The 12,944-nt window shown below is 29.4% G+C and carries 12 protein-coding genes and 1 riboswitch; of the genes, 6 read left to right on the top strand and 6 right to left on the bottom strand.

Annotation, left to right across the window (positions count from 1 at the left end):
- Nucleotides 1–18 precede the first annotated feature (18 nt).
- The 5 genes from ACMFBB_RS19175 to ACMFBB_RS19195 are packed head-to-tail and all read right to left on the bottom strand — an operon-like array spanning nt 19 to nt 3,976.
- Complete coding sequence (locus tag ACMFBB_RS19175; RefSeq protein WP_435262341.1) at nt 19–1,131, bottom strand: ABC transporter substrate-binding protein; 1,113 nt, start codon at nt 1,129–1,131, stop codon at nt 19–21.
- A gap of 6 nt (nt 1,132–1,137) precedes the next feature.
- Complete coding sequence (gene cobC, locus ACMFBB_RS19180) at nt 1,138–1,668, bottom strand: alpha-ribazole phosphatase (RefSeq protein WP_435262342.1); 531 nt, start codon at nt 1,666–1,668, stop codon at nt 1,138–1,140.
- Complete coding sequence (locus ACMFBB_RS19185; RefSeq protein WP_435262343.1) at nt 1,653–2,420, bottom strand: adenosylcobinamide-GDP ribazoletransferase; 768 nt, start codon at nt 2,418–2,420, stop codon at nt 1,653–1,655. The genes cobC and ACMFBB_RS19185 overlap by 16 nt, the downstream gene beginning before the upstream one ends.
- Before the next feature lie 9 nt (nt 2,421–2,429).
- Complete coding sequence (cobT, locus tag ACMFBB_RS19190; protein WP_435262344.1) at nt 2,430–3,467, bottom strand: nicotinate-nucleotide--dimethylbenzimidazole phosphoribosyltransferase; 1,038 nt, start codon at nt 3,465–3,467, stop codon at nt 2,430–2,432.
- 5 nt (nt 3,468–3,472) lie between these two features.
- Nucleotides 3,473–3,976: a bifunctional adenosylcobinamide kinase/adenosylcobinamide-phosphate guanylyltransferase gene (locus tag ACMFBB_RS19195; RefSeq protein WP_435262345.1), complete on the bottom strand. Its 504-nt coding sequence runs from the start codon at nt 3,974–3,976 to the stop codon at nt 3,473–3,475.
- A 103-nt stretch (nt 3,977–4,079) separates the two neighbouring features.
- Between ACMFBB_RS19195 and ACMFBB_RS19200 the strand changes: the two genes are divergently transcribed.
- The 6 genes from ACMFBB_RS19200 to ACMFBB_RS19225 all read left to right on the top strand — a co-directional run bounded on the left by ACMFBB_RS19200 (nt 4,080) and on the right by ACMFBB_RS19225 (nt 12,033).
- Nucleotides 4,080–5,018 (top strand): ABC transporter substrate-binding protein, encoded by a 939-nt coding sequence (locus ACMFBB_RS19200; protein ID WP_435262346.1) that lies wholly within the window; start codon nt 4,080–4,082, stop codon nt 5,016–5,018.
- A gap of 8 nt (nt 5,019–5,026) precedes the next feature.
- Nucleotides 5,027–5,217: riboswitch (cobalamin riboswitch) on the top strand.
- Nucleotides 5,218–5,293: 76 nt separating this feature from the next.
- Nucleotides 5,294–7,189, top strand: coding sequence for a TonB-dependent receptor plug domain-containing protein (locus tag ACMFBB_RS19205; RefSeq protein ID WP_435262347.1), 1,896 nt, complete (start codon nt 5,294–5,296; stop codon nt 7,187–7,189).
- Nucleotides 7,190–7,730: 541 nt separating this feature from the next.
- Entirely contained in the window at nt 7,731–8,438 is a 708-nt protein-coding gene (locus ACMFBB_RS19210) for an ABC transporter ATP-binding protein (protein WP_435262348.1), read from the top strand.
- Nucleotides 8,439–8,440: 2 nt separating this feature from the next.
- The gene (locus tag ACMFBB_RS19215) at nt 8,441–9,670 is read left to right on the top strand and encodes an ABC transporter permease (protein WP_435262349.1); all 1,230 of its coding nucleotides are present in this window, start codon (nt 8,441–8,443) and stop codon (nt 9,668–9,670) included.
- Between the two features lie 2 nt (nt 9,671–9,672).
- Nucleotides 9,673–10,914, top strand: a complete 1,242-nt coding sequence (locus ACMFBB_RS19220) for an ABC transporter permease (protein ID WP_435262350.1) — start codon at nt 9,673–9,675, stop codon at nt 10,912–10,914.
- Between the two features lie 15 nt (nt 10,915–10,929).
- Nucleotides 10,930–12,033 carry an efflux RND transporter periplasmic adaptor subunit gene (locus ACMFBB_RS19225; RefSeq protein WP_435262351.1) on the top strand — a complete coding sequence of 368 codons (1,104 nt, stop codon included), beginning with the start codon at nt 10,930–10,932 and terminating at the stop codon, nt 12,031–12,033.
- 347 nt (nt 12,034–12,380) lie between these two features.
- Here ACMFBB_RS19225 and ACMFBB_RS19230 read toward each other — a convergent pair whose 3' ends face one another.
- The gene (locus ACMFBB_RS19230; RefSeq protein ID WP_435262352.1) at nt 12,381–12,794 is read right to left on the bottom strand and encodes a DUF1573 domain-containing protein; all 414 of its coding nucleotides are present in this window, start codon (nt 12,792–12,794) and stop codon (nt 12,381–12,383) included.
- Nucleotides 12,795–12,944: the final 150 nt, after the last annotated feature.

Raw genomic sequence — 12,944 nt, forward strand, 5'->3', positions numbered from 1 at the left:
ATTATGTAGTTAAACTGTTTATTTTACGCGGTTATAAAAAAATAATTTGTAGTTAGGTAATAAACTTGGTTGAGTAATTTTTATTAAATCTTTTAAAACTAAGTCAGGACGAACAGGAGATAATTCAAAATAAATTAAACCACCAGTTTCTCCTTTGTTATGAGCTATAGAATATAAGTTGTTATTTTTAAAAGCATCAAATTCTTTGTAGTGAATATTTGCAGTAGTTAACTGTGTTTTTGTTTCATATAACCCACAATTAAACCAAAAGTCTGCTTTCTTCCCTTTGTCCAAAACTTCTTCAAAACTGAGTTGTAAACTACCCGTTCCTTTCGTATGTTTCCATAAATAATTTAGATTGGCATCTTTGAAATATGATGAAAAAAAACTTTTTCCAGCCGGTACGTTCCAAACATCCTTAAACATACTGCCAGAAATAACAGTAATTTTTTTATTGTTTTCTTTGGCAATGTTTTTAGCATTTAAATATTCCGTTTCTATTTTATTAAAAATACTATCTGCTTCTTTTTCTTTATTAAGTAATGCACCAAAAAACTTTATCCATTCCGCTCTACCTAAAGGTGTTTCTTCTAACCAATCTCCATTAAAAATTACTGGAATACCAATCTTTTGTATATTTTCATATAATTTGTTGTTAGGGTGCAATGAAAAACCAACAACGAGTTCTGGGTTTAATGCCATTAATTTTTCTGTATTCATGCTTTGTTCAGAACCTAATTCAACTACTTTACCTTCTTTAATTCTATTTCTAGTTTTTTTAGAAGATATGTATTGGGTATTTGGAAAACCTACTAACACATTCTCTGAACCTAATAACTCTAGCATTGGAATATGCGTAGTACTAGTAACTACCAATTTTTGAACTGGCACTTTAATTTCATTTTTGTTCTTGCTAGAATTACTAAGTATGTAAGTAGATTCTTTGTTTGATTTTTGAAATACTTTTTTAATAACTAATTGCTTGTAACCATTTTTAGTAATAATTTCAAAACCTTTAGCATATTTTAATGTGTTTTTACTATTGGTATTTTTAATGTTTTCTTTTTGATTAGATGATTGACATTGAATTAAAAGAAAAGATATAATAGATAGTAATAAAAACTGTTTCATAAATTTTTATGTTAATTTTAGTTTTATAATAGCACCATAAGTAAGTTTTAAATCAAAAGACTTCTCTAAAGGGATATTGTTTATATATGACCAAATACTTCTAATGACTCCTGCATGGGTTACGATTACAGATTTTTTTGTTTTATTTTGTTTTATTTCTTTTAAGAAAGAAATGGTTCGTTGCTGTAAATCAATATATGATTCACCGTTTTTTGTAGGTACATTTACAAAATCATTCATCCAAACATCCAAATCATCCCTATTAATATCATCCCATTTATTTAGTTCCCAATCACCAAAATTTAACTCTTTTAAACGATTATCAAAAGTGATTTTTTCAGCTAATTTTTCAGCTAAAATGGCACAACGTTTTAACGGGCTACTATAGTAATTTATACTATCGTCATTTATACCGATTTCTTTTATTATCGGTTTAATTTCTTCTAAAAAAGAATCGGTAATACCAATATCTGACTGGCCATAACAAATACCTTTGGCTATATTAGGTGTGGTATGCCTTATTAAAATAATTTCCATAAACTCAAAATAGATAAATAAAAAATAACTTCAGAAACTTGTTGTAAAGCACCAGCACAATCACCTGTTTGTCCACCAATCCATTTTTTAAAAAAACGCCCCATATATAAATAAGTTATTAGTAAAGGAATTAACACTAAAAATAGCGTAATGTTTTTTAATAAAAGTAATGGTAATATGCCGAAAACACCTGATATTATTAGTGATTTAGTACTCATTTTTTGAGTGGTAGGTTTTACCTTAGAACTATCAACATCTCTAACGTACTTGTGGGTGTATAGGAGTATTGTTGCAATAAATCTACTTATGCTATGTCCACAAATAATAATAACAATAAGGTTAACTGAGAAATTATATAAATGGTATAAGGCTAAAAATTTTAAGGCTAAAATAAAAACTAAACCACTTACACCAAAAGTTCCCAGTCTGGAGTCTTTCATGATAATTAATATTTTTTCCTTTGTCCATCCACCTCCAAATCCATCACAAACGTCAGCAAAACCATCTTCATGAAAAGCACCTGTTATCCAAATAGAAGCTACCATACTGAGTATAATGGAAATATCTGGAGTAAAAATAAAAGAAGTAGTATAGTATATTAAGGAAGCTATTGATCCTACTAATATTCCAACCAAAGAAAAGTATCTACTACTTTTATTTAATATTTGAGGAGAGTGATCTACCCATTTAGGACAGGGTATTCTGGTAAAAAATAAAACAGCTGTTAAAAAATAATGAATTTGGTTTTTCATATAGTAAGGTTAAGCCTCTGAAACATTTGCACTTTTAAAAGTAGCCATTTCATTTAAAAAGTTTACACTAGCTTTAATTATAGGGAAAGCAATAGCACATCCAGTACCTTCTCCTAAACGTAATCCAAGATTTATTAGAGGTGTGGCATTTAAATAATTTAACATGTTTTTATGTCCTTGTTCTCCTGATGTATGGCAAAAGATACAATAGTCTATAATATTAGAGTTTATTGCATGCGCTGCTAACAACGCTGAAGTAACTATAAATCCATCAATTAGTAGAGTCATTTTTAAAGATGCAGCTTCTAACATAGCTCCACACATCATAACAATTTCAAATCCACCGAAAGAAATTAATGCATCTTTAGGAGTTACTATAGAACTTTCGTGAAAATTAGATACCTCTTTTAATGTTTTAATTTTTGTTTTTAAACCTTCGTCACTAACTCCAGTTCCTCTTCCAACACATTTTTCAATAGGAGTATTAGTAAAAAAACTCATTAATAATGATGCCGAAGAAGTGTTGCCAATTCCCATTTCTCCGAATCCTAAAACATTACAACCTTGATTGTAAGTTTCTTGAACAAGTTTTTTTCCTTTATAAAAAGCTAATTCATATTCTTCAGTAGACATTGCTTTTTTAACACTATAATCAGCAGTCCCATTAGCTATTTTAGCATTGATTAATTGTGAGTTATCTTCAAAATCAGCATTAACACCAGCGTCAATAATTTTTAAATTAATTGAATTTTGCTTACAAAACACATTGATAGCAGCTCCACCATTTAAAAAATTAATAACCATTTGTTTTGTTACTTCTTGTGGATATGGACTTACTTTGTTTGTTTTTGCTATACCATGGTCACCAGCAAAAACCATGATAGTAGGTTTTGAAAGAGTAGGAGTTGGCGTATCTTGAATTAAACCTATTTGTAAAGCAATTGTTTCTAAAACTCCTAAAGCTCCAATTGGTTTTGTTTTAAAGTTTATCTCTTCCTGAATGGTGTTTAGTAACTTTTTAGAAAGAGGGTGTATTGTTGTATCCATTTAGCTTATTTTAACGTTAAAGGTAGTCCAGAGACCATAAAAAAAGCTTTATCAGCATATTTTGTAATGTATTGGTTGGTCCAACCTTGTAATTCTGTAAATTTTCTGCCAACTTCAGTTTGAGCATGAAGTCCCATACCTATTTCATTAGAAATTATAATAATGTTTGCATTTATTTGAGTTAACTTATCAATTTCTTTTTTTGCTAACTCTAAACTTAACTGCACATTGTTTTTTGTGTCTAGATAAAAATTAGTAAGCCACAAAGTAACACAGTCAATAACCACTGTTTGCTTTTCCGAAATAAAGGTACTAATTAATTTTTCTTCTTCTATAGTTGTCCAGCGATCATCTCTTTCAGAAATGTGTCTCTTAACTCGTTCTTTAAAATTCTCATCCCAAATACGAGAGGTTGCAAGGTATATTGGAGTATCGGATAAAGATTCAGCAAGTTTTTGAGCATAACTACTTTTTCCTGATCGTTCACCTCCTGTTATATAGTAAATCATATATTCGTTAAATAGATAAGACAAATATTGTAAAGATTTTTAATAAAAAGAAGATTAAAGTAAATTACTATTTACATTTGTTTTTTTAATCTCATAAAAACAAATGACTGTATCCTCTTTTATGCCAGCAGTAACCCAAATGATTTACGACATGGGGTTACAACATTTTTTAAATGGAGTAACATTTGAATGCCCAGAAATGGCATTAAAAGAAAAAGATGTTGCTGTAAGATATAAATTAGAAGGGAAAGAATTAACGAGTAAAGAGATAACAGAAATTTTTTCAAAAACAAAAAAAGAGGGAGGTACTTTATACTATGTAGATGAATCTGTTTTAGAGAGTATAGCTCCTGATCTTATTTTTACGCAAGATGTATGTGATGTTTGTCAAATAGATACAGAATCTGTAGCCAAATCGGCTTACAAGCTAGCGAAGTCTCCAAAATTAATTTCAATTACACCAAATTCTTTAGAAGATGTTTTTAATAATGCTTTGACCATTGCCAAAGAGATGAACCAAGAAAGTATTGGGATTAATTATGTAAGAAGATTAAAAGAGCGTATATATGATATCGTAGATATTCAAAGAATACATAAAATACAATCTAAAAGTGTATTGTTATTAGAATGGATTGATCCTTTATTTAATTGTGGTCACTGGATTCCTCATCAAATTGGATATGCTGGAGGAGTAGATTTATTATCACATCCATCTGGAGATAGTATCGTTGTTTCTTGGGATAAAATTGTAAAATACAATCCAGAAGTATTAATAATTGCGCCTTGTGGCTATGGAATGAAAAGAACTCTTGAAGATATGGTGTTCTTAGAGGAAAAGAAGGAATGGAGTACCTTAAAAGCAGTGAGAAATAAACAAGTATACATTGCTGACTTTGCAATGTTCACTCAATCATCAGCTAGTACTTTAGTAGATGGTATAGAGTGTTTAGCAACAATGATTCATCCAAATTATTATTCAGTATCAGATGAGCTTAAAGTTAAGTTTTCTAACTATAATGATTTATTGTCTTTAAATTCTTAAAAATAGCATACATTTGCGAAAATTTAGGTTTTGGTGTTTAAATAGCATCAAATTAAAAGGGAATTTGGATAAATACCAAAGCTGTTCCCGCAACTGTAAGCTACTAAGCTTGTAATTAATCTTTTACGTCACTGTTTTTTAATGGGAAGACCAATTACAAGACGCAAGCCAGGAGACCTGCCTAAATATTTAAATAATTCAAACTTTCGGGATAAAGGTTTGGGTGTAGGGGGGCTGCGCTTTAATTTTTTTCCTGATTTAATTATCATTACAAAATGAAAAAAAAAGTACTTTGTTTAAGTGTTTTAATGTCAATAGTAACGTTTAGCTTAAAAGCACAGCAAAAGGAAAAAATAATTGAGTTAGACGAAGTTGTAATAACAGACTCTAGATTCAAGTTAAAAAAGGAAAACTCGGGAAAAGTTGTTCATAAAATAACACCAGCTACAATAAAAAGAAACCAAGGTAAAAATTTAGTAGATTTAATTAATTCGATAGCAGGAATTGAAATTAATGGAAATACAAGTTCTAATGGACAAAATTTAGGTTTTTTTGTAAGAGGAGGTGCAACTAAAGAGGTTGTTGTATTAATTGATGGAATACAGGTGTCAAACCCAGCAGGTACATCTGGAGGATATGATTTAAGACTTTTGGATTTAAATGAAGTAGAGTCTGTTGAAATTATTAAGGGTGCTGCAAGTACTTTATACGGATCAGGAGCTACTACAGCTGTTATTAATATCAAGTTAAAGGAAGCTAAAAGTGGTACAGCAAATACTAATTTATCTTTATTGGTAGGTACCAATAATTCTCAAGATTCCAATAACGGAACAATTATTCAGAGTAAAGCTAATGTTAATGGTAAAATTAGTAAATTTAATTATTTAGTTGGTTTTTCATCATTACAATCAAATGGTTTTTCTGCGGCTGAATCAAAAAACAAGCATCAAAAATTCAACGATGATTCTTTTCAAAGAATTGCATCTAATTTAAAACTAGGATATAGGTTTAATAGACGTTTTTCTATTAAGGCTTTTGGTAATTATAGTGAATTTGATAATAATTATGATTCAGGGGCTTTTACTGACGGGAATAACTTTTCAGAAGATGTAAGTTATAGAGTAGGCGTTTCTCCAGAATATAAATATGAGAATGGGAGTATTCATATAAATGCTGCTTACAGCAACTATAAAAGTGACAGAACACAAACATCATTTCCAGGAAAAAGTAATGGAGAAAATTATATAATTGATGCTTTTGTTAAGCATAGGTTCAATAATTTGTATGTAATAGGAGGAGTTAATTATCAGGATAATAGTATCGAAACATTTACAATTCCTTTTGGGGAAACTGAGTTAACCAAAACAGTTTATGCAGAGAAACCAATTTCTCAATTAATTGACCCTTATGTAAATGCTGTTTACGTGTCTAATTTTGGATTAAATGTAAATGGAGGTGTACGATTGAATAATCATAATAAATATGGAAACCACTTTGTGTATAATTTAAATCCTTCTTATACTATAAAACAAGAGAATGGTTATGTTAAGTTTTTAGGATCATATAGTACTGCTTTTTTAGCGCCTTCAGTTCAAGAATTATATGCATCTTGGGGAAATATAGATTTAAAACCTCAAGAAAGTACTACCTATGAAGGAGGAATTGAATTTAAACATAATTCTTTAGTTTTAAATGCTGTTTATTTCAATAGAGATGTAACAAATATTATAGCTTATAATTCTTCAACTTTTAAAATGAATAATTTTGGAAACACTACTATTGATGGTCTGGAGCTGTCACTAGATTATACGTTGTTAAAACAAGTAGAGTTTAACGCTAATTATGCTTATACTAAAAACAATGAAATTGCCATTAGAATACCCAAGCATAAAGTTAATGTAGGTCTTAATTATGCTTATAAAGCTACTAATTTTGCCCTAAACTACCAGTTTGTTAGTGATAGAGATGACACTGATTTTAGACCATGGCCAAGTGTAAATACAATATTAGAATCGTATTCTCTTTTAGATTTTTCTGCTAATCATAAGTTAAATGATAATATTCAATTAATGTTTAATGTTTCAAACATTTTAAATGAAGACTATGAAGAAGTTTTTGGATTTTCAACAAGAGGTAGAAATTTTAAACTAGGAGTTAGCTTTAACTTTTAATACTGATAAAAAGAGTAAATAAAGCTGATTTAACTGATTTTTTCAATTTCAGTAAATAACTTAACACGCATTTATAGTAGCATAAAAATGGAATAGTTTTACCAACAGTAAAGACTATAACAACTAGATTGCTGATTGTTTGTATAGACTGGTAATAAAAAATAACAGTTAATATGTATCAGGTACTGTTTTTACTGAATTAAATGTTTACGAAGGTCGTAACAAATACTAAAAAGAAACAAAAGAGGTTTTTAAATGAACTTCTGAAATTTATTTTAACTAATAAGTTTGTTAAGATCCCCCCCTTAAATCTATAAAGTTCATTTATAGTAACAAAAGTTCACTTAAATGTGAGCTTTTGTTTTTTATATAAACTCTTCATTAATAGTGCTCAATAAAATATTTATATAAAATCACCATGGTTTTTGTAACATAATTTAAAAACAAGCGTCTTGTTATAAAAGTAATTAACGATTTAACAGAAAATTAGTAATCAATTAGTTATTCGATTTTTACTTTGGTATAATAAATTAACTAACGAATGATAAGAATTGAAAATTTGCATAAGTCTTACCCAATAGGTAAAGAGTCTCTTCATGTTTTAAAGGGGTTAGACCTTCATATTAAAGAAGGGGAATTTGTATCAATTATGGGATCGTCTGGGTCAGGAAAGTCAACATTATTGAATATTGTTGGATTGTTGGATTCACATGATGAAGGAAAATATTATTTAAATGGTCAGTTAATTGAAGAGTTAAATGAAAAGAAAGCTGCAATTTTACGTAATAAATTTTTAGGTTTTGTTTTTCAGTCTTTTAATTTAATATCATACAAAACAGCTTTAGAAAATGTTGCCTTGCCTCTATATTACAAAGGAATGGCAAGGAAAGAGCGATTAAAAATAGCTTTAGAATATTTAGAAAAAGTAGGATTAAAAGATTGGGCTAATCATTTACCTAACGAATTATCTGGAGGTCAAAAACAACGTGTTGCTATTGCTAGAGCTTTAGTTACTAAACCTAAAGTTGTACTAGCAGATGAGCCTACAGGAGCATTAGATTCAACAACAACAGATTCTGTTATGGATTTGCTGAAAGAAATTAATGATGAGGGAATGACAGTTTTTGTAATAACTCATGAAGAAGAAGTTGCTGAACAAACCAATAGAGTTGTTCGATTGAAGGATGGAGTAATTATTAGTGATGAATTGACTGGAGTAAAAACTAATGCTAACGCTAAAGCAATATAATTATGTTTGATTTAGATCGTTGGAGAGAAATTTTTCAGAGTATTAACAAAAATAGATTGCGATCAGTAATGTCTGGTTTTACTATTGCATTTGCTATTTTGTTATTTACTCTTTTATTTGGAATAGTAAGTGGTCTAAGTAACTCTTTTAAAGGAGCTTTTGTAGATGATGCTCAAAATTCAATGTTTGTAAGAGTATGGAAAACTTCTAAACCTTATAAGGGGTTGCAAACGGGAAGAAGAATTCAATTAAAAAATAAAGATTTTGATTACGTAAAAGGTGAGTATGAAGACAAAATTCAACATCTAACTGCACGGATTTATAAAAGTGTTAGTATTTCATATAAAAATAAATCTGATAATTACCGATTAAGAGCAGTACATCCAGATCATCAGTTTTTGGAAAAAACAATTATTGATGAAGGAAGATATATTAATGAAAGGGATATAAAAGAGAAATCTAAAGTTATCGTTATTGGAAGGCTTGTAAAGCAAGATTTATTTGGAGAAAAACCAGCTTTAGGAAAAAGAGTTAATGTTAGTGGTATATCATATAAAATCATTGGTGTTTTTTCAGACGATGGAGGGGATAATGAAGAACGTCAAACCTATATGCCAGTTTCTACCGCTCAAATGATTTATGGGAATAATGATCATATAAATCAAATTAATATAGGTTATAATCCAAAATTGAGTTTAGATGAAGCAATAGCATTTGGAAATAAAGTTGAACGTGATTTACGTAAAAATCTAGGGATTCATCCAGATGATCAAAGTGCACTATCTGTTCGTAATATGGCAGAGGCAAATAAAGGAATAGGAACATTCATGTTAGCATTATACTTTATTGTGATTTTTGTTGGGTCAGGTACTTTAATTGCAGGGATAATAGGTATTAGTAATATCATGATTTTTGTTATAAAAGAACGAACAAAAGAATTTGGTATAAGAAAAGCATTAGGAGCTAAACCAGCGTCTATTGTAGGAATGGTTGTACAAGAATCTGTTTTAATTACAACTATTGCAGGTTATTTAGGTTTGTCATTAGGGACTTATATTTTAAGTTTTATAGGTGATAGTTTAGAGAAGTATTTTATAAAAGACCCAAGTGTAAGTCCAGGAATTGTAATAGGAGCAACCATTGTTTTAATCCTTTCTGGTTTAATTGCTGGTTACATTCCAGCTAAAAGAGCAGCCAGTATTAAACCAATTGTAGCATTAAGAGCAGATTAATTATGAAATTTTTATTTGATTCAGATAGTTGGCAAGAAATTTACGGTAGTATTCGTAAGAATAAAATTAGAACTGTAATTACAATTATTGGTGTATTATGGGGGATTTTTTTACTAGTTGTACTTTTAGGTGCAGCAAGAGGAATGGAAAATAACTTCAAAAAAATATTTGGAAACTTTGCAACCAATAGTGTTTTTATATGGACACAGTCTACCGATACTCCTTTTAAAGGATTTCAAAAAGGAAGGCGCTTTTTACCTAGTTTAACAGATGTTAAAATATTAAAAGAAGAGTTTAAAGAAATTAAATTATTAGCACCAAGAAGTCAAACCAATGCACAATTAATCAAAGATTTCAAATCGGGAAGCTTTCAAGTAAGTGGAGATTATCCTGTATTAGATCAAGTGCAAAAAAAGGAATTGATTTATGGTAGGTTTTTAAATGAGAATGATATTCTTTCAAAATCGAAAGTAGTTGTTATTTCTGAGGATATATATAAACAATTATTTGATAAAAATGTAAAGCCAGTAGGGCAGTATATTAAAGTAAATAATATCAATTTTAAGGTTATTGGGGTGTATAAACGACCTAGTAGTATTAATTTTGATGATGATACCGCTTATATACCTTTTACAACCTTTCAGCAGATATACAATATGGGAGATAAAATTCATTGGATGATGATTACAGCTAATGAAGGAGTTGATATAAAGCAATTAGAAAAAGACGTATTATTAACTCTAAAAAATTTACATAAAGTACACCCAGATGATAAACGAGCTTTTGGTAGTGTAAATTTAGGAGTTGAGATCGCTAAATTCACAGGTTTCTTAACTGGAATGCAATTTTTAACATGGTTTGTAGGTATTGCAACTTTAATAGCAGGAGTATTTGCAATTGGAAACATATTATTAATTACAGTTAAAGAACGTACAAAAGAAATAGGAATAAGAAGAGCTTTAGGGGCTACCCCTAGAAGTGTTAGACAACAAATTATTTTAGAGTCTGTTTTTTTAACAACAGTAGCTGGAATGCTAGGAATTATTTTTGGAGCATTGGTACTGTTTTTAATAGATTCCGCCTTTGGCCATGGACCAGATCCTACATTAGTAAATCCAACCGTAAATATTCCAATTATTATGATAGCATTTTTAACATTAGTAGTATTAGGAACCCTAATAGGTTTAATACCAGCATACATGGCAACAATAGTTAAACCAATAGAAGCATTAAGAGAAGAATAAATCAATCAACAAATCATGAGTAAAAGAGCAAAAATTATTTTAGGAATTGTTTTAGTACTATTTGTAGTAGCACTAGTTTGGTTCGGGAAAAAGAACAAAAAAAATATTGTAGAGTATGAGACTGAAAAACCATTCAGAACTACAATTGTTAAAAAAACTGTAGCGACAGGAAAAGTTATTCCACTAGAAGAAGTTGAAATTAAACCTCAAATTGCAGGAATTGTTGATAAAATTCTTGTTGAAGAAGGTGCAGTTGTTAAAGTTGGTGATTTGATTGCAACTGTTAGAGTTGTGCCAAATGTAGCATCTTTGAATAGAGCAAGTGGTAGTGTGAAAAACGCAAAATTATCTTTTGAGAATGCTAAGGTTCAGTTTGAAAGAAATAAAAGATTATTTGATAAAGGAGTAATTTCTCGTCAGGATTTTGAGAACTCTGAGTTAAGCTATAACAATGCAAAACAAGTATTGTCAAATGCTCAATCTGATATGGACATTATTAGAAAAGGTACCACATCTGGTCTGGGTAATGCAGCCAATACAAGTATTAGAGCTACAACTTCTGGAATGATAGTGGAGATTCCAGTAAAAAAAGGGTATCAAGTTACACAAACCAATGATTTTAATGCAGGAACGACAATTGCTCGTATTGCAGATATGACAAAAATGATTTTTGAAGGAAAAGTTGATGAATCAGAAGTTGGTAAATTAGTAAGAGGATCAGACATTGAAGTAGCATTGGGAGCTATAGAAAATAAAAAATTTCCTGCAAAATTAAATTTTATCGCTCCTAAAGGTACTGAAGAAGGAGGAGCTGTACAGTTTAAAATAAAAGCTGATGTAACATTAGATAGCAATTATTTTATTAGAGCAGGGTATAGTGCAAATGCAGATATTGTTTTAGAGAAAAAAGATAGTGTAATGTCTATAAAAGAGGCTTTATTAAAATTTGATAAAAAAACGGAAGAACCTTATGTAGAAATTAAAGTTGATGAAGGTAAGTTTGAGAAAAGAAATGTTAAACTGGGAACTTCAGATGGTGTTAATGTTGAAATTTTAGAAGGGGTAACGAAAGATGATGAAATTAAGATTTGGAACAAGGCATCAAAAGATAAAGACTAGATAAGTTAATTGTATATAAAAAACGTTTACAAAGTAAAATTTGTAAACGTTTTTTGCTTCTTAATAAAACTCTAATACTTATTTTAGGGTTATATATTTCTATTTCGTTTCTTGCTTGAAATTACACATTTGCTATGTAATTTTTAATTTCTTTATAACGATAGACAATTATATAGATACCTGAAAATTTTAATTACAGTAAAATAAATTTTTAAGGAAATACTACAAGGGTATTGTTTTACTAGAAATGGTTTGTTGAGCACTTAAAATAAGGTTTATCATATAATATAAAAAGACCGATGAAATAAGTTTATCATCGGTCTTTTTAAATATTTTAAGTATTAAGTTTATTCAGTTCCTCCTGTAGAAACCATACTCTTAGCTTTTGCTGGAACAAGTTTTTTAGCGATAAAACCTTTGATTTTTAATACAGTTCTAGCCTTCTTAGCATTAGACATAACAGTAATTTGCTTAGAAAAACCTCCTGGTCTGTTTGTGTCATAAGAAACTTCTATTTGTCCTTTTTCTCCTGGCATAATTGGCTTTTCAGGTTTCTTTGGTACAGTACATCCGCAAGTAGATCTGATGTCTTTAATAATTAATGGAGCATCACCTACGTTCGTGAATTCAAATACTCGTTTACCTTCAGATCCTAAGGCTACTTTACCATAGTTAATCACTTCATTTTCAAACTTAAATTCTTGAGCACCTACAGTTAAAGTGATAAAGCAAATAGCTACAAATGATAAAATTGTTTTCATAATGTTAATTTTAATTAGGGGTTACATAACCGGTTACAAATTTATAATTATTTTTTGATACTAAAAAAAAGGCAACTATTTTTCTGTAGCTCACAGATAGTTGTATTTTTGCTAATCAATTTTCAAAAATAATGCCAAAAAATATTTATT

The sequence above is a fragment of the Tenacibaculum sp. nBUS_03 genome (assembly GCF_051201695.1).
Taxonomy (GTDB): Bacteria; Bacteroidota; Bacteroidia; order Flavobacteriales; family Flavobacteriaceae; genus Polaribacter.

Coding starts and splice junctions, on each gene's coding strand:
- ACMFBB_RS19200 (WP_435262346.1), top strand. CDS start 4,080: ATGACTGTATCCTCTTTTATGCCAGCAGTAACCCAAATGATTTACGAC.
- ACMFBB_RS19195 (WP_435262345.1), bottom strand. CDS start 3,976: ATGATTTACTATATAACAGGAGGTGAACGATCAGGAAAAAGTAGTTAT.
- cobT (WP_435262344.1), bottom strand. CDS start 3,467: ATGGATACAACAATACACCCTCTTTCTAAAAAGTTACTAAACACCATT.
- ACMFBB_RS19205 (WP_435262347.1), top strand. CDS start 5,294: ATGAAAAAAAAAGTACTTTGTTTAAGTGTTTTAATGTCAATAGTAACG.
- ACMFBB_RS19215 (WP_435262349.1), top strand. CDS start 8,441: ATGTTTGATTTAGATCGTTGGAGAGAAATTTTTCAGAGTATTAACAAA.
- ACMFBB_RS19230 (WP_435262352.1), bottom strand. CDS start 12,794: ATGAAAACAATTTTATCATTTGTAGCTATTTGCTTTATCACTTTAACT.
- ACMFBB_RS19225 (WP_435262351.1), top strand. CDS start 10,930: ATGAGTAAAAGAGCAAAAATTATTTTAGGAATTGTTTTAGTACTATTT.
- ACMFBB_RS19185 (WP_435262343.1), bottom strand. CDS start 2,420: ATGAAAAACCAAATTCATTATTTTTTAACAGCTGTTTTATTTTTTACC.
- ACMFBB_RS19175 (WP_435262341.1), bottom strand. CDS start 1,131: ATGAAACAGTTTTTATTACTATCTATTATATCTTTTCTTTTAATTCAA.
- ACMFBB_RS19210 (WP_435262348.1), top strand. CDS start 7,731: ATGATAAGAATTGAAAATTTGCATAAGTCTTACCCAATAGGTAAAGAG.
- cobC (WP_435262342.1), bottom strand. CDS start 1,668: ATGGAAATTATTTTAATAAGGCATACCACACCTAATATAGCCAAAGGT.
- ACMFBB_RS19220 (WP_435262350.1), top strand. CDS start 9,673: ATGAAATTTTTATTTGATTCAGATAGTTGGCAAGAAATTTACGGTAGT.